Origin of the sequence: Capnocytophaga bilenii, from assembly GCF_017565765.1 — a bacterium.
Lineage (GTDB): Bacteria > Bacteroidota > Bacteroidia > Flavobacteriales > Flavobacteriaceae > Capnocytophaga > Capnocytophaga bilenii.
Genome location: NZ_JAGDYP010000001.1, coordinates 239766 through 263099, shown reverse-complemented (window position 1 = coordinate 263099; position 23334 = coordinate 239766). Strand labels below are relative to the sequence as shown.

Sequence of the window (23334 nt, the reverse complement as noted above, 5' to 3'; positions counted from 1 at the left end):
ATACCAATAATAATATAATCATAGCTATGGAAAATAATTATGAATGTAATGCCTCAAAATTATTAGAAGAATATGAAGGGTTATATATAAATGATCCTATAGGTGCATTAAAGAAAATGATTGATTTATTCCCTGTCGCATGCTCTGAATATGATCATGAAACTTCAGATGCAATAGAAATTTGGCTCTCACGACATATGTCGTCTGAAATAAAGATATATATACATGAAATTTTATCAAAGGAGAAGAACCCTGATTTTGTAAGAATTTATAATTATTGGTTAAATTGGTAACTTTTGTTAATCCCACATTTATAATAGTTAATAATGGTGCAAGAGCGATAAGACGGGTAACCTCGTCAATACAGAAGATAAGCAAGATAGTGCCGCGCGAACAAAGTCCACGAGCTGGCACAGCGGACAAGATCTTACTATAACAAACGAAACTAGTACAAATAAAAATCCTACTCATTCTAAAGTGACAGGATTGCAAAAAAGAGTCATAAATGTAATAAAAAAACAAATTTTAAATGGAAAATAGAATATTTATTGAACAATTATGTAATAAAGGATGGAATGTCAAAACAGTAGATATTTCAAATCTTGTAATTAACTCTTCAACTAAAGGAAGAGTTGCAAAAACAATAGAAGAATATAAAGAATTTCTTAAAATATTTTCTTTATGCTCTAATAGGGAAGACAATATTTGGTTCTTATCTTATCAAGATTTTTCTAAAAATGATGAAAACTCTTTTTCTTGGAATGAATTTGAATGTCAGAGTATTGATTCTGCCTTAGACGAAGAAATGTTATCTGATATTAAATCCTTTTGGGATAAACATTTGCCAATTTTAATGTCTGTAAAAAATGGATATAGCTATGTCGCAATAGGTATAGGTGAATTTAATAATGGAAAAATATTTTATGGTACAGAACCTGAGTACGAAGATGTAGCTATAATTGCTAATTCATTTTATGAATTTAAAGAAAAATATATATCTGCATTAAATGGAAAGGATTGCGAAAATTTTTACCAGTATATTATTTAAATATTTTCTTAGTATTGGATATAAAAATTTTGTGTTAGGTACTTGCTCAATGTTTTAAAAAGTAGTAATTTTATAGGTTGAGGAATTTACCGTACTTTTACCACATAGGGGAGTATGGTGCCTCACAGGCAGAGTATGCAAAGGCTCAGAGCAGGGTATATAGAGGGAATATCACCATTGTTCACTGTACTCTATACACTATGCACTAATAAAGAGCCTACAACCAAGAAGGTGAGCTGATATGGGAACGTGAACAAGACCTCTACGGCAACTCCCATCAAGGTTTTGCTAAAGAGAATTTTAGGTGTCCGTTTAAATACCAAGGGCAGTACTATGACAATGAGGTTGAGTTGTGCTACAATAGGTTTAGGTATTATCATACTGAAACGGGGAGGTATATAAGTGAAGACCCTATTAAACTCTTAGGTGGGTTTAATGTGTTCGCTTATGTGGGGGATACCAATGCTTGGGTGGATTTGCTGGGGCTTACAAGAGGAAAACGAGTAAAAGATTTACCTAAAAACCTACAGAGACGTCCCAAATGGAGAAAAGAGACCAAAGATTATTTATATGAGAATAGTGAAAAAACAGAAGATGGAAAATATATAAGTGCTAAGACAGGTAAACCCATAGAGCCTGGTGATGAAATAATTGGACACCAAAATCAATCTTGGAGAGAATATCAAGAGGCTACTGAAAATCAAAATAAGACAAGAAGAGAAGTTATAGATGATTATAACGATTTATCAAATTTAGGGTTTGAAGATAAGAGGGAAAGTTCTTCTGATGGAGGAAAATATAGAGGGTATGAACATTAAAAAATGTAGTTATGACAATAGATGAATTAAAAAAAGTCCTTTTAGAAGGAGATTGGGAAAAATTTAAAAATTGTTTAGAGACTTATAATATTGATGATTATGATAAGTTTGGAAACAATATATTACATTATTATCTTAAAACTAAGGAAGCAAAAAAAATTTCCACAAAAAAGATATTAAATGCTTTAATAAATAGAGGTATTGATATTAATCAAAAACAAAAGGACAAACAATATGGATATTCTCCTATGCATTTTGCTGTTATTACTAAAAATATAGAGGCTTTTGACTATCTCATAGAAAAAGGAGCTGATATAAACGCACAAAATATTAATGGTAATACAATCTTATTTTCTTTAGTTTTTTATTACAAACGCGATATTGATACTTATAGTGAAATGATTAATATATTACTAAATAAAGGTGCCGATGCTCATTTAAAAAATAATTATGGAGTAAGTGCCTATTCATTAGCTCACAGTATAGCAAATTCCGATGTGAAAAAATTCTTTAAATAGAAAGAACAGACATTTTTTAACCCTGAAGCTGTTTAAACTTTTTCCTATAATAAAATAAAAGTTCCCGAAAATTAGTAATTTTGTGTTTGAAAAAAAAAGAACACCAAAATTCAGGAACTTTGTGCAAAGATACAATAAATAATTGGATTATACCTTTTTAAGTATAGGAAAGTAAAGGTGGTAGTTTTCAGCGAATATGGTTGAATCTATTAAGCAAGAAGAAAAGAAAATTAGATATGTCTTTCGTTCAATTTCCTCAAAAAAGTTTAAACACATTTGTTAATAAAAAAGCGAACTGTTTTTAGTAGAAGAAAAACTTTTAGTAGGTGATTTGTGCTTTGAAACTTTTCAAGAAAAAGCAAATTATTTCTTTGGATTTTTGCGAAAATAAGCAGATTATTTCTTTGGATTTTTGCAAAAAATGGCAATTTATTTCTTTGGATAATTTTATTTTTGTATCTTTGCAGCTTGATATATAACTATTTACAAGATGTATTACCCAAGGTTAATAGACAACTATCTAAAAGAATGGGCTTTGCGCCCTGCTCGCAAGCCGTTGTTGCTAAGAGGAGCACGACAAGTGGGCAAATCAACAGCGGTAAGACAATTAGGCAAGCAGTTTGAGAATTTCGTAGAAATAAACTTAGAAAAACAACCTTCCTTTATACAATTTTTTCAAGGCGACCTTGATGTAAAACGTATAGTACCTCAACTTTCGGCTATGGTAGGTAAGCCTATAGTAGCGGGGCAAACACTGCTTTTTATAGATGAAATACAAGCCTCTGCTGAAGCGATTATGTCGTTGCGTTTTTTTAAAGAAGATATGCCCGATTTGCACGTAATAGCGGCAGGCTCTCTCTTAGAATTTGCGCTTGAAACGCTGCCTACTTTTGGAGTAGGACGTATTCATTCTATGTTTGTATACCCAATGACTTTTGATGAATTTCTCACCGCTTGTGGCGAACAATTGCTATTAGAGGCGCGCAATAATGCTACTGCCAAAACGCCTTTGGCACTTCCTTTGTATGAGAAGTTGGTGGGGGTATTTCGCTCATATATGTTGGTAGGCGGTATGCCCGAGGTAGTGGCTAAATGGGTAGAAACTCGTGATTATTTGGCTTGCCAAGAAGTGCAAGATGATATTGTACTTACCTATCAAGACGATTTTCCTAAATACCGAAAGAGAGTAGACCCTACTTTGCTTAGGCTTACTTTGCAAAGTGTAGCTCTACAAATAGGCAATAAGTTTGTCTATTCGCAAGTAGGCGGAGGGTATAGTACCAATGAGGTGAAAAAAGCGTTGGAAATGCTTACTTTGGCAGGGATAATTACCCCTGTAATGCATACTAATGCTAACGGACTTCCGCTGGGTAGTGAAGCAGACCCTACTTATAGGAAAATGTTATTGCTTGACAATGGATTACTACTTCGATGGCTTAATATGACGGGTGATACATCGGAGCTCACAGCCCAAATACTCACTCATTCTGCTACCGACTTGGTAAATAAAGGTGCGCTTACTGAGATGATAGCGGGGCTTGAATTGCTGCGCTACCGCACCCCTAATATGCGACACGAGCTTTTTTATTGGGTACGCAAAGCAAAAAACGCACAAGCTGAAGTAGATTATTTGGCTACCTATCAATCGGAAGTATTGCCCATAGAAATAAAAGCAGGTACCCAAGGGGGTATGAAGAGTTTATGGCAGTTTATGCGTGAAAAGAAGCTAAAAAATGCTATAAGAGCTTCATTAGAGAATTTTGATGTGTTTACCTATACAGATACTGAAGAAGAAGCAATACGTACCGTTTGGGTATGTCCGTTGTTTGCTTTATCGCAAATTAATAAGGTAATAACAGATTAAAATACGGCTGATTTAATAACATAAAAACAATGAAGAAATTTTTATTAGGAATGGCTACGGCGGCGGTGGTGCTGTTGGTAGTTTATTTTTTCAAAGAGAAAAAAGAAGAAGAAGCGCGTTTGGAGGCTGATTCGGCACTTATACAAACGCAAATAGCCAATGTAAGCAAGTTGGTAGTAACGGAAGGGCACTTCACTGAAGTTCTTTCATACGTAGATACTCAAAAATACTTTATGGATTGGTTTTCGTTTGACAAGCGTATCTTAACCATCGTAAATGCCGATGTAACGGTGAGCTACGATTTGCATAAGATAGCTTTTGAGGTAGATGAAGCACAGCGAAAAGTGATTATCAAGTCGCTGCCAGAAGCTGAGGTGAAGATTTATCCTAAAATGAAGTATTACGATATCTCGCAAAGCCAGATAAACCCTTTTAAAGCAGAAGATGTACCCAAAATAGAAAAGAAAGTAAATGAGGTACTTGAAAAGAAAATAGCAGCTTCTAACCTAAAGAGCAATGCTCAAAACCGACTTTTTTCTGAACTTTCTACTCTTATTTTTGCTACTCGTGCTGTAGGTTGGACTTTAGAGTATAACAATATTCCTATAGACAATGAAGAGACGATAAAAAAATTAGCAAATTAGGGAATTAGCAAATTAGGAAATAAAAAATTAGCCAATTAGTAATTTTCACATTTACTAATTGGCTAATTTGCTAATTATTTATATTTCGTGTTCGCCTTTTATTTCTTTGTGCTCATAGTCGGCAATCATTAGTTTTTCATAATCTACTTTGGTTTCTTTACCAAAGCGTTTGCCTATATTATCAAAGATGAGATATACCAAAGGCACTACAATAAGCGTAAGGAATAGAGACGATAGAAGTCCGCCGATGATTACAATTGCCAAACCTTTGTTCACCTCAGCACCTGCTCCATTGGCAATAGCAAGCGGAATCATACCTGCCACCATCGCAATAGTTGTCATCAAGATAGGGCGCAAACGGGCGTGGTTGGCTTGTATTAGTGCGGTTACTGTATCTTCCCCTTCCAGCTTGCGGTGGTTGGCAAAATCTACTAGCATAATAGCGTTTTTGGCTACCAACCCGATAAGCATAATCATACCCAAAAGGGTGAAGATATTGAGTGACATATTGGCTAAGGCTAAAGCTATCAGTGCCCCAATAAACGATAGTGGGATAGAGAACAACACCACAAACGGACGTGAGAAACTGTCGTACAGCACTACCATTACCATATATACCAAAAGGATAGCCGCAAATAGTGATATGAATATAGTACCAAATCCTTCATCTTGCATCTCTTGGTCGCCTGAAAATACAAAGTGTACATTAGTAGGTTTCTGTAGGGTTTCGAGTTTTGTTTTCCATTCAGCTACGATAGTACCAGAAGGACGACCTACTGATTGCGCTTGTACTGTTACCGAAGGCGACTTGTCATAACGCTCTAACTGTGTAGGGCCTGATGCATAATTGATAGTTGCAAATTGCGAGAGTTTTATCTGTTGCCCTGCAGCATTGATAAAGGTCATATTCTCAATATTTGCTATTGACTGGCGGTCGCCGTCTTGAAATAGTATATTGATGTCGTATTCAGAATCGCCGGTGCGGAATTTACTATCGTCATTACCATTGAAAGCAGTACGCATAGTAGTACCTACAGTAGCCACGTTTAGCCCCAATAGGGTCATCTTGTCGCGGTCTAACTCTACGTTTATTTCGGGGTTACCTGCTTCTGAGCTAAGTTTTATTTCGGTAGCTCCGTCAATAGTTTTAAGCAATCCTGCCGCCTTTTCAGCATATTGTTGAGCAACTTCTACGTTATCGGAAGTAATTACCAAAGCAATAGGTGATTGCTCAGCCCCCAGCAATCCGACAGGTACTGTTTTCACTTTGGCATCTACTAAATACTGTGTGAGTTCGCGTTTTAGTTTGGCAGCTATTATATTAGTAGATTCGCTACGTTCTTTTTTATCTACAAGAGTAAGTTGTATTTCGGATTTATAAGGAGTTGCTTGTGTACCTCCCATACCACTTGTAGACTGTCCTACCGTAGTAATCATACTTTCTACCAAAGGTTTATTAGTACCCTCTACTTTCAAGCCACGCAAGTAATTTTCAGCTTTTTGGGTGATAAAGTTAGTTTGTTCTAACGAAGCATCTTTGTTGAGCTCAAACTGTACTAAGAATTTCCCTCTATCCATAGGAGGCATAAATTCAGCACCTATAAAGCCTGTAGGGATAAGCGAACAAGAGCCCACAAAGAGGAAGAATACCAAAATAATCGTTTTCCACTTGTTGGCAAATACCCATACCAATAAGTCTGAGAAAAATTGAGTAAATCGTTTGAGATAACTCTCAAAACCTATAGCAATCTTTCCTAATACCGAATTAGGATTGGCGTGCTCCAACTTACCAACACGTGAGTACAACCAAGGCACTACGGTAAATGACATTAGCAATGAAAGCATTGTAGCGATAGCCACCGTCATACAGAACTCGCGCACAATATTCACTACTATAGAGTTACCAATAGAAATAGGCACGAATACCACCACAATTACCAAAGTAATCGCCATAACCGTTAGTACGATTTCTTTTGAACCATCGAAGGCAGCGCGTACTTTATTTTTGCCCATTTCCATATGGCGGTGTATATTTTCAAGCACCACAATAGCGTCATCCACCAAGATACCTACCACCAACGAAAGGGCTACTAAGCTCATCAAGTTCAGTGTAAAGCCGAAGAAATACATCCCTATAAAGGCAGCAATAAGTGAGGTAGGGATAGATACCATTACGATAAGGGCGTTGCGCAAGCTGTGCAAGAAGAAGAACATCACCACAGCTACCAATACGATAGCCAAAACAAGGTCGAACATTACTGAATTGGCAGCGTGTAGGGTAAATTCGCTGGTATCTTCTGCCAATAACATTTTTACACCTTCATTTTTATAAGTTTGCTCTACTTGTTCCATTTTCTTGCGTACCAACTCGCTCACCGATACTGCATTGGCATCAGTTTGTTTAAGCACTTGTAATAAGAGCGTATTTTCTTGGTCTATACGTGCTATTTTTTCAGCCTCTTCTTCGGTATCTTGCACATCGGCAACATCCGAAAGTCGTATTTCTATTCCATTTTGCGAAGCTAAGGTAAGATTACGCAACTGCGCTACATCTTGAATTTTACCCAGCAAACGTATAGAGGTGCTATTCTCACGTGTTTTAATTTTACCTGCGGGTATCTCTAAATTAGAAGCTGCAATGAGCTGTTGTATTTGCCCAATAGAAATACCATAACCTTCTAATTTTTTAGCATCAATATTTACTCGTATTTCACGCTTGCGCCCCCCGATGATATTCACTTGCGCCACCCCAGGCACACGCGATAGTTCAGGTTGTATTTTCTTATCTACCAAATCGTAAAGCTCTTGCGAAGAGAGTTTAGAGGTTACCCCAATAGAAACGATAGGCAAATCAGAGAGAGAGAATTTACTAAGCGAAGGCTCTTTGGCATCGGTAGGCAAATTGGCACGGATAGCGTTAATCTTACGCTGTGCCTCATTGAGGGTATTATCTACATTGGCATCATTGGTAAGTCGTACCACTACCACCGAAAGGCTTTCATACGAATACGATTGTATCTTCTTGATATTTTCCAAGGCAGATACCGCATCTTCAATCCTCTTAGTAACTGTACTCTCAACTTCAGAAGGTGAGGCACCAGGATAAATAGTAGAGATAGTTACTACATTCACTTCAAACTTAGGGATAAGTTCGTAGTTCAATAATTTATAAGAATAAAAGCCCCCTAATAGTAACAGCGTTAGCATTACAATCAGGACGCTGGGACGTTTAATAGAAAGTTTAATTAAATCCATTTGTTGTTTTTTCTAAATCGGGGGCAAAGGTACTACAAAAAAACTTAATAAACAAAAAAAGTTTCCTATAAATTGATTAAAAAAATATCGCTCATACGTTTTTACGAGTATGAGCGATAGGGGATATTCAGTTATAAAAAGCTGATTATTTACTATTTAACGGGTATATTTTGCAATATAGACAGCAAGAACTTCCAGAATTTTTGTACTGAAGCAATGTTTACTTTTTCGGCAGGTGAGTGCGCTCCTTTGATAGTAGGTCCAAAACTTACCATTTCCATAGTGGGGTAGTGAGTGCCCAAAATACCACATTCTAAACCTGCGTGGCACGCTACTACTTGTGGCGTTTCACCAAAAAGGGTTTCGTACTGCTCTTTTACAATTTTCAGTATTTCGGCATCTACTTTCGGCTCCCAACCTGGGTAACTACCTGTATATTCTACCTCAAAGCCAGCTAATTCAAAAGCAGCTCTAATGGTATCAGCCAAGTCGTATTTAGAAGTTTCGGAAGCCGAGCGTGTAAGGCAATATACATTCACTTCGCCGTCTTTTAGTTGTACCCTTGCTACGTTGTTACTCGTTTCCACAAGGTCGGTTATGGATTGACTCATTTTGTATACCCCATTGAAAGCAGCATAAATAGCTCGCAATATATCTTGCTGTTCCTCTACTTCCATTACCCTTTCAGGCAAAACAGTAGGAGCCAGAAGTACACTTAGGGTAGGTTCGGTTACTGAAAATTCGTGTTGTAAATCCTTTGTAAGCTGTGTTATCTCTTTTTTGAAAGCATCTTCCTCTTTTTTATCTATAGTGATAATGGCAACACTTTCACGAGGGATAGCATTCCTAAGTCCGCCGCCGTCTATTTCAGCAATGTGCAAGTCAAACTTTTCAGCGCAAGTAAATAACAACCTATTCATTAGTTTGTTGGCGTTGGCATAACCTTTGTGAATGTCCATACCGCTATGACCGCCGTGTAGTCCTTTCACCGATAAGGTATAAGCCACAGCTTCTGCAGGAGTAGGTACTGTATCGTATTCTCTAAAAGCCGATACATCCACCCCACCAGCGCAACCTATATCTATCTCGTCATCTTCTTCAGTATCTAAGTTTAGCAGGTAAGCTCCTGATAGTAAGCCCCCTTTCAATCCCTTAGCCCCTGTCATACCAGTCTCTTCATCAATAGTGAAAAGGGCTTCAATAGCAGGGTGTGCAATATCTTTGCTTTGCAAGATAGCCATAATGCTTGCTACCCCTATACCATTATCAGCACCAAGAGTTGTACCTTCGGCACGTACCCAATCGCCATCAATTAGCATTTTGATACCTTCAGTACTGAAGTCGAATACAGTATCATTGTTTTTTTGGTGTACCATATCGAGGTGTGATTGTAGTACTACCGTTTTTCGGTTTTCCATACCTGCTGAAGCAGGTTTTTTGATAATCACGTTACCTGTTTCGTCCTGATAAGTATCAAGCCCTAAACTTTTACCAAAAGCCACCATAAAAGCAATTACGCGCTCTTCTTTTTTTGAAGGGCGAGGTACAGCATTCAGGCTGGCAAAGTTCGCCCATAATTGTTTTGGTTCTAATTCTGTTATTTTCATTGTATGAATGTTTTTTAAGTTAATTAATTTCTCAATTATCAATAGTTATTTGTGCTGAAATAATTTCTCTTGTTTCTATATAATCCATATCATAATGGTAAAATTTCTTGAAAAACTCTTGAGTAATAGGCACTATATCAGCTCTAAAGTAATCGGGGTAAGTGAGGCTTGCCAGCCATATACTTCCCATCACACGACCTAAACCAGGTGGGCGGTCTATCCAGCCAAAGGGGCGCCAAGGCACTTGGTATACTTGGTTCTCTTTCACAGCCCGTAGCTGTTGCCATATTTTTTCTTTACGAATAGCCTTATAGCTGTATAAATCGTCAAAATTACCCGACCATACTAGTATCATATCAGGATCCCAGCGGTATATCTGTTCAATAGATACGTTGGTTTTGCCTTTACCAGGGAGCAGCTCTACTTCGGCAATGTTTTTACCCCCTGTGTAGTTGATAAGATAGCTGTGCAATGAAGTAGGCGGTTCGGTTTGCAACCCATTCATACCTTCGGCATAATAGATAGTTTTGCGTTTGTTTTCGGGTATGGTAGCTACCACTTTTGGAATGCTATAGCAATACTTTTCAATAAAAGCGTTGAGTTCTTTTGCTTCTTGTTCTTTGTGCAAAAGCGTTCCTAAGAGCGTAAGGGCTTGGGTGTATTGCTCAAAATCGCCACTGAATAGTACTACAGGTATTTTTGTTTTTTCTTGCAAAATATCAGCTTTTTCTATTTCTTTAGCTCGTTCGGCTTCTGTTTGTAGCGATACGGTGAGTAGTATTACCTCTGGGCGCAGTTTGATAATCTCCTCTATGGGGGTGCCAATTACGTAGGGTTTTCCTTCGTAAAAGCTCTTTTTGAGGTATTTTTTTTCGGATTTGTTGTAGTTAAATACCCTATTTACAGGTAATAAGGTATCGAGTGCATAGACTAGATGCACTGAGGTGCGGTCTATAAAAGCCTTGCTAATGCTTTTGGGTACTAGCACTTTGCGCCCTGCCATATCGGTAAGAGATATTTTTTCGGCAGAAACGTTTTCTGTTTGTTTTTTAGGGGTATTATTGCAACTTACTATTAGCAAGAAAGCAATACATAAAAATAAATAATTCTTCATCGGAAACTATATGGGCTGTAATACGCTGCAAATATAATAAAAAAAATGCTTTGATAGATGATTACCAAAGCATTTTTATCAAGAGTAAAAACAAAATCTTATTCTATAAAAAGCAAACTTCTTAATTCTTTTTACCGCCTTTGCCTCCACTATGGTTGCCGCCTTGTTTAGGCGTAGTTACTTTTACACCTATTTCTTTGGTTTGCTTAGTGTAATTATCGGTTACTACTACTGTAGTAGTACCTACTTCTATAGCTTTTATTACTACACTCATATTTTTTAGAGAAACAGTAGCCACAGCTTCATTAAGTGATTTTATACTGTAATCACTACTGCCCGAAATGATAGTAATACTTGTAGGGGCAGCATCTTTTTTGCCTTTACCACCTCCTTGATTATTACCTTTGTCACCACTTTGTTTGTTGCCTTTACCACCTCCTTGATTATTACCTTTGTCACCACTTTGTTTGTTGCCTTTACCACCTCCTTGATTATTGCCTCCCTTACCGCTATCTTGCTTTGCTTCGGGGAAAACTTTTCCTTTTTCAAGTGTAAGTACTACAGCTTTTTCACTTCCATCATCGGTACTTAGTTTCAAAGGAATATTAGGCAAAGCACTTTCATCAACTTTTTCACAAGCAGTAGCCAAAGCGATGCTGATAGCTACAAACGATACATATTTAAAAAATCTTTTCATTGTATATATAATTAGTATTTAAATGATTTTCATTGAAAAAATGCTTTGATAAAATGCTACCAAAGCATTTTTATTAAGAGTAAAACAAAATCTTAGAAATTATAAGATAAACCACTTATAAAATTGCGTCCTGCTTGTGGCCAACCAGCAACCCAATAATAATTTCTGTCCAAAAGGTTGTTTACACCGAAGTTAAACTCTAATCCTTTGTAAAGAGTTACATTGAGTTTGGTATTTACAAGTGTAAAATCAGGAGCTTCATCACCCTGACTATTTAGGTAACGTTTGCCGTAAGTTTCAGTATTTAGGTGTAGTTTAGTTCTGATTTCAGGTATAGAAATAGTTGCAAAACCTACTAGTTTGTATTTAGGCACATTGGTAAGTTTCAAATTGCTGTTTTGGGTTTGGTCTTTCATTTCTATAAAGCTGTAATTAGCTCCAAAAGAGAAATATTTAATAGGAGCATAGCCTACACCCGCTTCAAAACCTTGATAGAGTGCCTTACCGAGGTTGGTATTATATATTATATTTCTACCACTACTATCTACCCCCACAGTGAGTTCATAAATGGCATTGGTTACATTATTTATAAAGGCAGATACTTCATATTGCAATTTGTTTTCTAATATATTGCCTGTATAGCTAAGGTCATAGGCAAGAGTATATTCTGATTTTAGGTCAGGATTAGGTACTTGCCCACCAAATCTACTTGAGTAACGTTCTTTTTGAGAAGCAAAACGAGAGCGTTTAGAAGCTGATAGGGTAATTTGTTGATTTTTAATAGGCTTGAATATAAGTCCGCCCTTAAAATCAAATGCACTATCGCTGCCGCTAGGGAAATCATACAATACATTGCGCACTCCTGTTAAGTAATGAGTGCCATAGTCTTGAGCTAAAATATTTTTACGTTGGTTGTATGAAGCGCCTACTACTGCGTTTAACCAATCGGTAAGGGTGATAACATCTTCCAAACCTACATAAAGGGTGTTGTCTTTATAAGATTGTTCGGGTTCACCTTCTCTAAAAATCTGACCAATAGCAGGATTAGCAGCAATTTCGGCATTGTGTTCTTTGTGGTGGTCGTATTTTTCGTTAATAGTAAGTGTGATAGCGTTGCGATTAATTGCTTGTGTACTGAAAGTAAGAATACTACCTAATGAATAATCGTCATAGATACTGCGGAATGTAAAAGGATTTCTAGAGCTATTCATTGTTGTATAAGTATCATCGTCATATTGGTGCATTTCATTGTAATACTTGTCGTAATAACCTGTAAAATACACAAAAGTTTCACGAGCTATTTTTGTTTTAGTTTTAGCATACAAGCTTGTTTTGTTGTAAATAGGATAGCTTCGCCAGCTGCTATTACCTGCCATATCAGCACTTGGTGCAATATCTTTATTAGCTTGTTGGTTTACAAAACCCAAAGCGTATTCGTCAGTTTGGTTAGGAGTATAACCAAACTTAGCACTTATTTTCTTATCAAAAGCAGCAGAATTACGACGTTTTCCTATGTTTTGGTAGCGTGTAGGCTCAAAATTTTTAGAGAGCACAAAGTTTTCACGTTTGTTGAACGAGCCCGATACCATAGCGTAATATTTATTTTGGCGAGTACCTACGTTTAGCCCTGTAAAATAAGAATTTACTCCTGCACCATCAGCAAAACCAACCCCCGAAGTACCATTGAAATCTAATTCTTTTTCAGGGCTACGTGATACAATATTCACAGCACCTCCCATAGCGTTTGCTCCGTATTTTACAGATACTAAACCTTTTTCTACCGAAATACTCCCTAAGTCGTAGGTAAGAAAGCGACTAAGGTCAAAATTGCCATCGTAAGGGGCATAGATAGGAATTCCATCGTAATATACAGGAGTATGGCGGTTGTCGAACCCACGTACTAAGATACTACCTTCATTGCGTGCCCCAAACTGTGAAATGCTTACCCCAGGAAGTAGGTTGAGAGCATCTACTACATTGGTTTTGTTGTTGTTTTGAAGCGTAGAAGCTTGCAGTTTTTGGGTGGGTATGAATGTTACCTTTTCGTTTGGTTTCCCGAAGATGGTTACCTCTTGCAAGTCGTAATGCTTTTCAGCTACCGAGTCTTTTATTTTTTCTTGAGCCTGCATAGCTGTTGAAAGCAAAGCAATTGTAAATACTAAACGTTTCATTATTAATGGTTAATTATTAATTATTAATTATTAATGTGTTATGTTGTATGTTGCATAACGCTACCTAAAAAAGAGAGCTTGCATAAGCTCCTTTTGTGCTGCAAAGATACAAAAAGGTTGTGAATATGCAAGCATAACGATATAAAATTATTAATTAGATAATTTGTTAATTAGCAAATTATCTAAGGGTATAATCTGTTTTTTTGAGAGTATTTCTACATATTTACCTACGATGAACAGCATAGGGCGCTTCATATCCAAAGAGCGCAAAGTAGCTTCTACCTTACCTAAAGTAGTTTTTACAGAAGTTTCGTCTTTAGCCGAAATGCGCGAAGCAACCACTACCGACATATCAGGAGTTACTCCTGCTGAGGTGATAATCTCTGCAATTCGCCCTATGCAGTCAGTATCAGCAAAGTAAATATGTATTGTACTGCCATATTTCAGTATACCAGCCAAGTCTTTTAGTTGTTGATGGTTTGTTTCATTGTCGTGATATACGAAATTTACCGATACATCGCTTTCGTCCATTTCAGTAATGGGTACTGCAAAAATGTTAACAGCCGCGCACGAGGCAGTAATACCAGGTATCAAACGAAAGTCGATGCCTTTAGCTTTTAGAGCCCGTATTTCTTTGCCTGTTCCGTTGAAAATCAGCGCATCACCAGGCTTTAGTCGGCATACTTTTTTGCCTGCGCGGTAATGCTCTTCCATTGCAGCCAACATAGCTGTAGGGTCAGGTTTCTTATCGATAGCAATGATTTCACCCTTAAACTGAAAGGTTTTCAGCAGCGTATCATCGGGCATACAATCAAAGAGGATAACATCGGCTTCCTCAAGGGCATTTTTAGCCGCTAAGGTAAGCAGCTCGGGGTTGCCAGGACCCATACCAATTATTACAATGGGAAACATATCTTTCTGTTTTTTTGATTAATAATCTTAATATCTATCTCGTAGAGGTCTTTTAGCAAAGCTTCAGTCATTACCTCATCGGGAGTGCCAATTGCGGCTATAGTATTGTTTTTCACTACAGCCACTTTTGAATTGCAAATAAAAACGTGGTCGGGATTGTGAGTAGAAAGAATAATACCTATATCTTTAGTTTGCAAAGCCTTCACTTGTTGTAGCACCTTTAGTTGGTTGCCAAAATCGAGTGCAGAAGTAGGCTCGTCCATTACTATATATTCAGGTTGTTGGGTAAGAGCGCGTGCTATGATAGTGAGTTGCTGTTCGCCACCACTCATTTGTGCAAAAGTTTTGTTTTTTAGGTGTAGTATACCTATTTGTTGCATCGTATTGGTTGCTATGGCTTTGTCTTTTTCTGTAGGGAAACCAAAGTAGGGTAGGTGAGGGGTACGCCCAAAAAGCACTACTTCAAAAGCCGTAAAAGCAAAGTCTATTTTGCGTGCTTGGGGTATATAGGCTATTTTTTGGGCGAGTTGTTTAGGCGTGAGCGGGTTCAAGGGTATACCATCTATCAGTACCTCACCCGAAAGTTTGGGTAACAACCCCAAAAGCGTTTTAAAAAGTGTAGTTTTACCAGCTCCATTTCTGCCCAATACGCACAATATTTCACCTTTTTGCAAGGTAAAATCTACATTGGTAAGAAGAGGTTTTTGGTAACCTACTGATAAGTTGTGTACTGCTATTCCCATACGCTTTGTTTGCTTTTTACTGATTTAAGCACAAAGAAAAAAATAGGAGCCCCAATGATAGAGGCTATAATACCTAGAGGAATTTCAAGTGCCGATAGTGTGCGCGACAACAAATCAATAATGATGAGGAAACAACTCCCCAACATAAAAGCCGCAGGCAGCAAATACCGATTGTCAGAACCTATGATAAAACGTGCAATATGAGGTACTACCAAGCCTATCCACCCTATCAATCCTGTAATAGAAACCACTGTGGCAGTGAGCAAAGTAGCCGACAATACCACCACTAAGCGCAACCGCTGCACTTGTACTCCCATAGTGTGAGCCTCGTCTTCCCCAAACGAAAGCACATTCAGTCGCCAAGACGAAAAGTAAAGCGGTAGCACGGCAAGTAACACAATAGGTGCGATGGTAAGCACCTGAGTAGTAGTTATATTGGTGAGGCTACCCATTAGCCAAAAAGTGATGTCGGGCAACTTATATTCGGCATCGGCTATGTATTTGGTAAGCGATATAAACGCCCCAAACATAGAGCCCGTAATGATTCCCGAAAGCAATAATACCAATGCCTGACTGTGCATCCCACTGATGCGCTTACTCAAAGCCAATGCAATAAGTACAGCCCCTAAGCCAAAGCCAAAAGCCGAAAGTTGCACTCCTAGCATACCCCACGAAAGCAATATCGCCAAAGACGCTCCAAAGCCCGCTCCAGAACTCACCCCCAATATATCAGGACTAATGAGCGGATTTTTAAACATTCCTTGATAAGCTACCCCCGATACCGATAACGCTCCTCCTACCAAAAGAGCGGCAGCAACACGAGGCAAGCGCACATCCGTAAGTAGCAAGGCTGTATGCTCATCAACAACCTTTTGACAAAAAACAAAAGCGAGAATATCGCTTATAGGCAGAGGATACCTACCTACGCTTAATGACAACAAGCATAGTACGATTAGCCCTATCAATAGTCCTGTTAGCCACATATTGCGTTTATTTATTTTCATATTGCTTGCTACTTGTCTTTAATTTTCAAATCTATTGTCCGATTTTAGTCTTTCAGCGGTTAGTACCTTGCCTTCCAACCAACCATTACGAACGTTCTGGCGGTTATCAAAATAATAATAATAAGGCTTAATATCTAATAGCGGACTTCCATTGAGCATATCCACTCCTTTAAAGTGAATAACATTACCCTCAATACGCTCCAACGTTACAATCGACATACCTATGCGGTTGGGGCGTTTAGGCGAACGAGTAGCAAATACCCCGTGAGGCACATCGTCCATAAAAGGAATAACCTCCAGCTGGTAGCCCTCTATTTTGTGTAATAAGAATAAGAGAATAATATGCGAAAAGCCGTCCAAATCTTTAAGACCCGCAGCAAATTCATCGTATAATACAGCTTTTCCTCGCGAAGATGCAATCACCGAAGGCTGTATAGGCATATGAGCCACAGCCTCAAAAGGTGTTTCCAAATAACCAATAGGTGTAACACTAAAGTTCATTATACCAATGTTTTTGGGTGCAAAGATAATTGTTTTGACAATAATATCATAACGTTTGTCGTTATTTTAATCATAATTATTTGTCATTTATCTAAAACCAATACCCTATATTCAGTAGCCAAACCGCTTCTTTTACCTCAGGCGAGTAAGTACATTTCAGTTCTATGGGTCCTATAAAGCTTTCAATGCTATAGCCTATACCATAGCCTGAATAATCGGGGTACTGATGCCATTGTAAGCTCTTAAAGAGGTTGTTATCAACTTTGGCTATATTTGCCAATAACAAAAGATGTTGTTTTTTTAAAGCTTGTACATCAATAACCAACTCCGATTTTAAGTAATTTTTAGCCCCAAAACTCAAAAAATCATAACCGTAAAAATGCGAATAGTTAGTAAAAATATTTCTATTATACCCTCCTAAAAAGAAATTCAACGAGTAAGTATCGGGGTTACCCACTGTAATACCAGCTTCGGTACTTACACGTCCACTCACCTTATTTGTAATAGGAAAAGCCACTGAAAGTTCTGTTTTGCCCGACACAAAATCATTAAAATCTTTATAGCCTGAAGCAAAACTATATAAATTGAACTGCGAATTAAAATATATACCTTTGGTAGGAAAAAAACTATTGTTGAACGAGTCGTACTTTAAATACGAATACAAGCTCCCAAAGTGAGCTTTTTCAGTATAAGAACGCAACGAACTTACATTGTACACCTGTTCTGTATCAAACCTAATATTTCTATGCTCAGCCCCTATACCAAAAACGAAACCATTGCCTAAGAGTGTTTGCAGATACAATTGGTTTACCCAGTCATACGCTTCCACATCCATACGGTTGAGTTCAGAGTCCTCAATGCGATAGTTTGCCAAGCGATTGCTGTTCAGTTTTCGGCTAAAACGCAATAGTTTAGAGCGCACTCCGTAACCAAAATAGAATCCTTTATCAACAAAATAATCAAACTGATAACGAGGTACATCGCCAATAATTACATCTAATGACAAGAAGTCGCTATCTTGCAAGAGGTAGTTGCTGGTATAGTTCAGCAAAAAGCCAGTACGCAGCAAGTTGTCATAATGTATTCCGAACTTTAAATAGGTGCGTTGTGGGTTCTCTTTTAGGAAAAAATCTATATGTTCGCCCTCATCAGTATGTCTTATAAGGTGATTGATTGAGTGAAAGTTGTTGGTAGCCATTAGGTTATTGAGCCCATCGTTTAGCTGGTCAAACGTAATCATTTTGTTTAGGTTTCTCAGGCGTAGTTTACCGCGCAAGTAGCTGCGAGTGAAGTGTTCATTGCCGTGAAAGTGTATGTCTTTCAGGAAGAAACGGTCGGTTTTTATGACGGGGTCTTCCACTCTGTCGTGTCGTTGTTCGGCAGCAATCTCTCGCAATCGCGGTAAAAAGAGCGAAGCTGCAATTTCTCCATTTTTAATGATTGTTTCCCCTTTGTCAAACGAGATAACGTTAAACCCCTCAATATTAGGTTTGATATAAATATCAGTGAGTTTAATTTTTTCGCTCATATCTTTCATCATTGGGAACGTAGTTACTTGGGAGAGAATGCTCACTACCGAATTTATATCTTTTCGTTTGGTGAGAGGGTCTTGCACATCTACACCAATGATGATATCCATACCTTTGTCTTTAACTTCTTTTACAGGATAATTATCGGCAATACCACCATCGGTAAGCAGTTTGCCGTCTATTTCTACCAAATCAAATAATGAAGGAAAAGCACCACTTGCCCGTATAGCTTGTGGCAGAATGCCATTTTCCAACACCACAGCCTTTCCTGTTTCTATATCGGAAGCTACGCACAAAAAGGGGATTGGCAATTGTGAAAAATCATAAAATTCATTTACAGGATAGAGCAGTTTTATAAATTCGTTATATACGTTTTGTCCTTTAGAAACGGCGCGAGGTAGTCCTACCTTAAAATGGTCGAAGGGCAAGGCAACCACATAGCGGTCGTACAGATAACGCTCGTGCAGAGAAAGGTTATCCCGTGAAACCTTGTCTTGTAAAAGCTTATCAAAATCTAAATGGCGAAAAATAGAATCCAGCTCTTTTGCTTTATATCCAGCAGCATACATAGCTCCCACCATAGCCCCCATACTTGTACCACCTATGTAGTCAATTCGCACACCAGCTTCTTCCAGCACTTTTAGCACGCCTATATGTGCCAATCCTTTAGCTCCACCACCACTTAATACTAATCCTACTTTTACATCTTTTTTAGTAACCTCTTCAGTTTTAGTAGCCACTTCACCTTGTGCATATCCGCCATAACAATACAAAATAAGCAATATAGCAACGAGTTTTCTCATTTATCTTTAAAAAAGTATTAATCATAAAATTACGGCAAAGGTACGAAATAATGTTTAAAGATTAATGTTTAAAATTATTCTTTTGTGTCTACCGAACAACCCCGAAGCCTCAATTTAAATCGCCCCATACCCGAACGTCGCGATTTACGCCTCATTGTACAAGCTGCTCACGGCTATGCCGACTCACTCATCGATTATAATTACAAGCAAACTACTATAGGCGTAGGCTTCACTTTCTTAAACTTGTAAACAAAAAATAACAAACCGAAACAAAAAAAGCCTTTAAAAATTGCTATATAAAAATAAATTATTAAATTTGCAACCGATTTTATTAAAACTCCTATTTTCAACTAAACTAATAAGTTGGTAAAGGAAATAATAATTACTAAAAACTACAACGAATGAGAGATTTATCAAAAATGACTAACATTGAAGACTTGCGTGTAGTATGCAAGCGCAATGTACCTAAAATGTTCTACGAATATGTAGATACAGGTTCTTGGACACAAGCCACTTATCGCGACAACGTATCCGATTTCAACCCTATCAAATTCAAACAAAAGATATTGGTAGATATGGATAACCGTACGCTTGAAAGTACTTTATTGGGGCAAAAAGTAAAATTCCCTGCAATGACAGCTCCAGTAGGCTTTATGGGAATGATGTGGGCTGATGGCGAAATACATATGGCAAAAGCTGCCCAAAAATTTGGTATTCCTTTTACGCTTTCTACAATGTCTATCTGCTCTATTGAAGACCTTGCTGAAGCAGGAGTAGAACCTTTCTGGTTCCAGCTATACGTAATGCGCGACCGTAAGTTTATGAAAAACCTTATAGAACGCGCCAAAGCTGCTAAATGTTCTGCCCTAATGGTAACTGTAGACTTGCAAGTGCTTGGTAACCGCCACCGCGATATCAAAAACGGACTCTCTACACCTCCTAAATTTACCATCCCTAACATTATCAACCTATCAACAAAATTACCTTGGGGAATGCGTTACATTTTCGGAAACCGCAGATGGACATTCCGCAATATCGCAGGACACGCCGAAAACGTATCCGACCTATCTTCTCTTTCTTCTTGGACAAAAGAACAATTCGACCCAAGTCTTAGCTGGAAAGATATAGCTGAAATTAAAGAACTATGGGGCGGACCTATCATCTTAAAAGGTATTATGACCCCAGAAGATGCTATTGAGGCTGTAAAATATGGTGCTGATGCTATCATCGTATCAAACCACGGAGGTCGCCAAATGGACGATACTATCTCTTCTATCAAAGCGCTTCCAGACATCGTAAGCGCAGTAGGTAACCAAACCGAAGTATGGATTGACTCTGGTTTCTATACAGGGCAAAATATGCTAAAAGCGTGGGCTATGGGCGCACGTGGTATTATGCTTGGTCGTGCCCCTGTATACGGATTAGGAGCTTATGGCGAAGAAGGGGTTACTCGTGCTCTGCAAATCCTTTATGATGAAATGGATACAACTATGGCTTTCTCAGGACACCGAAACCTACAAGATGTAGATAGTAGTATCTTAGTAGAAGGTACTTACCCTCTACCTACTAAAAAATAGTAAATAAAGTACTAAAGTAATAATAAAAAAGGCTGTTTGAACAATCAAGCAGCCTTTTTTTATTAAGTATAAAGCATTATTAATTTGCTTCTATTTCGTCTATAAACAAGAAACCTGGTTTGCCAGCAGCACCTTTATGGAATGCAGGTATCTTATTCACCTCATTGATTTTTACTTTTAGGTAAGTAACCTTCTTTTCAGGAAAAGAAAGCGCATATTTCTTTATCTCTTTGAAGTGTTCTTTAGGCAGAGCGTAATCTTCTTTAGCAAGTAGCTCATAGTTTTTGCCATCAGTAGAGCCTAACACCTCAAAATGAGTAGGCGGATAAATCCAATCACCCGTTTCTATAAAGGCAGTAAAGCTTACTTCTTTTATAGGTGTATTCTCTTTTAGAGTAATCACCACTTCACAAGGTGCTTCAGTAAAGCCCAACCATTGTCCCGAACGAGAATTGCTACCCCCTTTACAGCCATCTACCAAAGTTACAGCCCCCTCAAAAGTATAAGTAGGCGAAGGCTTACTGATAAATTCTATAGGGCGTACAGTAGCTTTATTGAAAAAGAATTGTTGGCTAAAACCACTCTCGCGTTCTTTACCAAAAACTTTAGCTTTTAGCTGCATAGATTGTGTGATTTGTAAAGGCTCTTTATACACATTTGATTTTTCAGTAGGTTCACTGCCATCGGTAGTGTAGTAAATAGGCACATCTTGCAAGCAAGAGAAAGTAACCTTTATAAAGTCAGTTTGAGGCAACACTTCAGTATGCAAATCAAAAATATGTTTAGCGTAGTTATAGCCTTCCAACTGATAGATAGGCAATAAGCGCAATAAGCGTTGTGCAAAAGCGGTGTAGTTTTTAGGCAAAGCAGGGTTTTCCCATTGCACTTCCGCCAAAGCTCCATAGCGTGGTAAAACCATATATTGAGCGTGCTTAAAAGTTGCTATATATTCTGTCCAAAGATTGCCTTGTACGCCTAAAATATGTTTTTGTTCTTCAGGAGTAAGGCTATCGGGGTAAGGATTAAAAGAGTAAACACGCTCTACAGGCAAATAACCACCAATGGCAAGGGGTTCATTCTCTGTGTCGTCAGTTTGGTAATAATCAAAATAGCAGTGCGACATAGGGCTCATAATAGCATCGTGTCCTGCTTTAGCAGCCTGAATACCACCGCTGATACCTCGCCACGACATCACAGTAGCATTAGGTGTGAGTCCGCCTTCCAAAATCTCGTCCCAACCTATAATTTTACGTCCTTTGGCTGCCAATACTTGTTCAGCAAAACCAATAACGTAGCTTTGCAAGTACTCTTCAGCCGAATGTTTAGCATCAGTCTTTATTCCCAATTCTTTTATTTTAGCTTGGCACTTAGGGCATTGTTGCCAGCTCACTTTAGGACACTCATCGCCCCCTATATGAATATATTCTGATGGAAACACTTCGGTAACCTCTTCCAATATATTCTTGATAAACTCATAAGTTTCGGGATTCCCCGCACACAATACATCTTCAGCCACGCCCCATTTTTCTCGTACTTTATAGCCACTGCCTTTGCAGCCCAATTGTGGATAGGTAGCCAGTGCAGCTACCATATGACCGGGAAGGTCTATTTCGGGAATAACTGTAATATTGCGGTCGGCTGCATATTTTACAATCTCTTTAAGCTCTTCTTGGGTATAAAAACCACCATAAGGCTTGCCGTCATACACTTCGTCTTGTTTGCCTACCAGCGTTTGGCTGCGTGTAGCCCCTACCACTGTAAGCTCAGGGTATTTTTTAGATTCAAAACGCCAACCTTGGTCATCAGTAAGATGCCAGTGAAAGCGATTCATATTGTGCAACGCCAGCATATCAATAAAAATACGTACCGAATCGGTAGTGAAAAAATGGCGAGCACTATCTAAGTGCGCCCCGCGATACCCAAAAAAAGGCATATCATTTATTTCTCCTGCAGGAAAGCTAACCCCCGTAGTTTTTTCCACAGGAATAGCCTTTCTGAGGAATTGTACTCCGTAGAAAGTACCTTTTTCAGTAGCCCCATTGATGACGATACCCACATTGCTTATCTTTACGTTATAAGCTTCAGGATTAGTGTGTTGGTAATTTTTTAGTAGCTGGATAGCATTAGCTGCCTCTCCTTGCTCAGTAGCTGTTTTCAGCTCAATCCCCGTTTGTTTAAAAATATAGTCACGCAAAAAACCTGCATAGCGTTCCAAATCGGCATCGCCTGCAGGGTACAGAATTTGAGTGTTAGCACTCAGTAAAAAAGGTTTTTCGTTAGCCGTAGTAGTAATAGTTTGGGGCAGAGGAACCACCTCATAATTAGCTGTAGTAGAAGGCTCTACAGTAGTGGTAGTTTTGCACGCACACAAAGCCAACAGCATTGCAAAAGCAGAAATTAAATGAATCTTCATCGTTTAAATATGTTATAATTAGCGAGGCAAATATATAACTTTTTTTTAACATACCGAAGAAGAAAATGTTAAATGTTATTGCTGTTTATTATTAGTTTTATATCTTTGCAGCGTTT

General features: G+C 38.1%; 19 protein-coding genes and 1 pseudogene. 9 read left to right on the top strand and 11 right to left on the bottom strand.

Features of this window, described 5'->3' with window-relative positions; all coding sequences use genetic code 11:
* Nucleotides 1-26: 26 nt before the first annotated feature.
* The 7 genes and pseudogenes from J4N46_RS01340 to J4N46_RS01305 all read left to right on the top strand — a co-directional run bounded on the left by J4N46_RS01340 (nucleotide 27) and on the right by J4N46_RS01305 (nucleotide 4892).
* A complete protein-coding gene (locus J4N46_RS01340) occupies nucleotides 27-293 on the top strand; it encodes a hypothetical protein (protein ID WP_208057637.1) in 267 nt (88 codons plus the stop codon).
* Nucleotides 294-529: 236 nt separating this feature from the next.
* Nucleotides 530-1048, top strand: a complete 519-nt coding sequence (locus J4N46_RS01335; RefSeq protein ID WP_208057634.1) for an SMI1/KNR4 family protein — start codon at nucleotides 530-532, stop codon at nucleotides 1046-1048.
* A gap of 236 nt (nucleotides 1049-1284) precedes the next feature.
* A pseudogene (locus J4N46_RS12915) lies at nucleotides 1285-1476 on the top strand (RHS repeat domain-containing protein); the annotation flags it as partial.
* 21 nt (nucleotides 1477-1497) lie between these two features.
* The gene (locus tag J4N46_RS12910; protein WP_208057631.1) at nucleotides 1498-1866 is read left to right on the top strand and encodes a GH-E family nuclease; all 369 of its coding nucleotides are present in this window, start codon (nucleotides 1498-1500) and stop codon (nucleotides 1864-1866) included.
* An 11-nt stretch (nucleotides 1867-1877) separates the two neighbouring features.
* On the top strand, nucleotides 1878-2384 hold the full coding sequence (locus J4N46_RS01315; protein ID WP_208057630.1) for an ankyrin repeat domain-containing protein: 507 nt from the start codon (nucleotides 1878-1880) through the stop codon (nucleotides 2382-2384).
* A gap of 490 nt (nucleotides 2385-2874) precedes the next feature.
* Nucleotides 2875-4248, top strand: a complete 1374-nt coding sequence (locus J4N46_RS01310; RefSeq protein ID WP_208057629.1) for an ATP-binding protein — start codon at nucleotides 2875-2877, stop codon at nucleotides 4246-4248.
* Between the two features lie 29 nt (nucleotides 4249-4277).
* A complete protein-coding gene (locus tag J4N46_RS01305) occupies nucleotides 4278-4892 on the top strand; it encodes a DUF4230 domain-containing protein (RefSeq protein ID WP_208057628.1) in 615 nt (204 codons plus the stop codon).
* 78 nt (nucleotides 4893-4970) lie between these two features.
* On the opposite strand, the gene J4N46_RS01300 is transcribed toward J4N46_RS01305, so the two are convergent.
* The 10 genes from J4N46_RS01300 to J4N46_RS01255 form a co-directional block, all read right to left on the bottom strand.
* Nucleotides 4971-8147, bottom strand: coding sequence for an efflux RND transporter permease subunit (locus J4N46_RS01300; protein ID WP_208057627.1), 3177 nt, complete (start codon nucleotides 8145-8147; stop codon nucleotides 4971-4973).
* A gap of 152 nt (nucleotides 8148-8299) precedes the next feature.
* On the bottom strand, nucleotides 8300-9754 hold the full coding sequence (locus J4N46_RS01295; protein WP_208057626.1) for an aminoacyl-histidine dipeptidase: 1455 nt from the start codon (nucleotides 9752-9754) through the stop codon (nucleotides 8300-8302).
* 31 nt (nucleotides 9755-9785) lie between these two features.
* Entirely contained in the window at nucleotides 9786-10868 is a 1083-nt protein-coding gene (locus J4N46_RS01290; protein WP_208057625.1) for an ABC transporter substrate-binding protein, read from the bottom strand.
* Nucleotides 10869-10989: 121 nt separating this feature from the next.
* Nucleotides 10990-11565 (bottom strand): hypothetical protein, encoded by a 576-nt coding sequence (locus J4N46_RS01285; RefSeq protein ID WP_208057623.1) that lies wholly within the window; start codon nucleotides 11563-11565, stop codon nucleotides 10990-10992.
* 92 nt (nucleotides 11566-11657) lie between these two features.
* A complete protein-coding gene (locus tag J4N46_RS01280) occupies nucleotides 11658-13736 on the bottom strand; it encodes a TonB-dependent receptor plug domain-containing protein (RefSeq protein ID WP_208057621.1) in 2079 nt (692 codons plus the stop codon).
* Between the two features lie 150 nt (nucleotides 13737-13886).
* Entirely contained in the window at nucleotides 13887-14648 is a 762-nt protein-coding gene (locus J4N46_RS01275; RefSeq protein WP_208057619.1) for an SAM-dependent methyltransferase, read from the bottom strand.
* Nucleotides 14633-15391 carry an ABC transporter ATP-binding protein gene (locus tag J4N46_RS01270; RefSeq protein WP_208057617.1) on the bottom strand — a complete coding sequence of 253 codons (759 nt, stop codon included), beginning with the start codon at nucleotides 15389-15391 and terminating at the stop codon, nucleotides 14633-14635. Before J4N46_RS01270 ends, J4N46_RS01275 begins: the two co-directional genes overlap by 16 nt.
* The gene (locus tag J4N46_RS01265; RefSeq protein WP_208057615.1) at nucleotides 15382-16395 is read right to left on the bottom strand and encodes a FecCD family ABC transporter permease; all 1014 of its coding nucleotides are present in this window, start codon (nucleotides 16393-16395) and stop codon (nucleotides 15382-15384) included. The genes J4N46_RS01270 and J4N46_RS01265 overlap by 10 nt, the downstream gene beginning before the upstream one ends.
* A gap of 18 nt (nucleotides 16396-16413) precedes the next feature.
* Nucleotides 16414-16896 carry a tRNA (N6-threonylcarbamoyladenosine(37)-N6)-methyltransferase TrmO gene (gene tsaA, locus J4N46_RS01260; RefSeq protein ID WP_208057613.1) on the bottom strand — a complete coding sequence of 161 codons (483 nt, stop codon included), beginning with the start codon at nucleotides 16894-16896 and terminating at the stop codon, nucleotides 16414-16416.
* Nucleotides 16897-16987: 91 nt separating this feature from the next.
* Nucleotides 16988-19228 (bottom strand): patatin-like phospholipase family protein, encoded by a 2241-nt coding sequence (locus J4N46_RS01255; protein ID WP_208057611.1) that lies wholly within the window; start codon nucleotides 19226-19228, stop codon nucleotides 16988-16990.
* Nucleotides 19229-19312: 84 nt separating this feature from the next.
* On the opposite strand from J4N46_RS01255, the gene J4N46_RS01250 reads away from it, so the two are divergent.
* Both J4N46_RS01250 and J4N46_RS01245 read left to right on the top strand, forming a co-directional pair.
* Nucleotides 19313-19477: a phospholipase A gene (locus J4N46_RS01250; RefSeq protein ID WP_317194281.1), complete on the top strand. Its 165-nt coding sequence runs from the start codon at nucleotides 19313-19315 to the stop codon at nucleotides 19475-19477.
* A 152-nt stretch (nucleotides 19478-19629) separates the two neighbouring features.
* The gene (locus J4N46_RS01245) at nucleotides 19630-20805 is read left to right on the top strand and encodes an alpha-hydroxy acid oxidase (protein ID WP_009415534.1); all 1176 of its coding nucleotides are present in this window, start codon (nucleotides 19630-19632) and stop codon (nucleotides 20803-20805) included.
* Between the two features lie 79 nt (nucleotides 20806-20884).
* On the opposite strand, the gene J4N46_RS01240 is transcribed toward J4N46_RS01245, so the two are convergent.
* On the bottom strand, nucleotides 20885-23218 hold the full coding sequence (locus J4N46_RS01240) for a beta-N-acetylhexosaminidase (protein ID WP_009415535.1): 2334 nt from the start codon (nucleotides 23216-23218) through the stop codon (nucleotides 20885-20887).
* Between the last annotated feature and the right edge of the window lie 116 nt (nucleotides 23219-23334).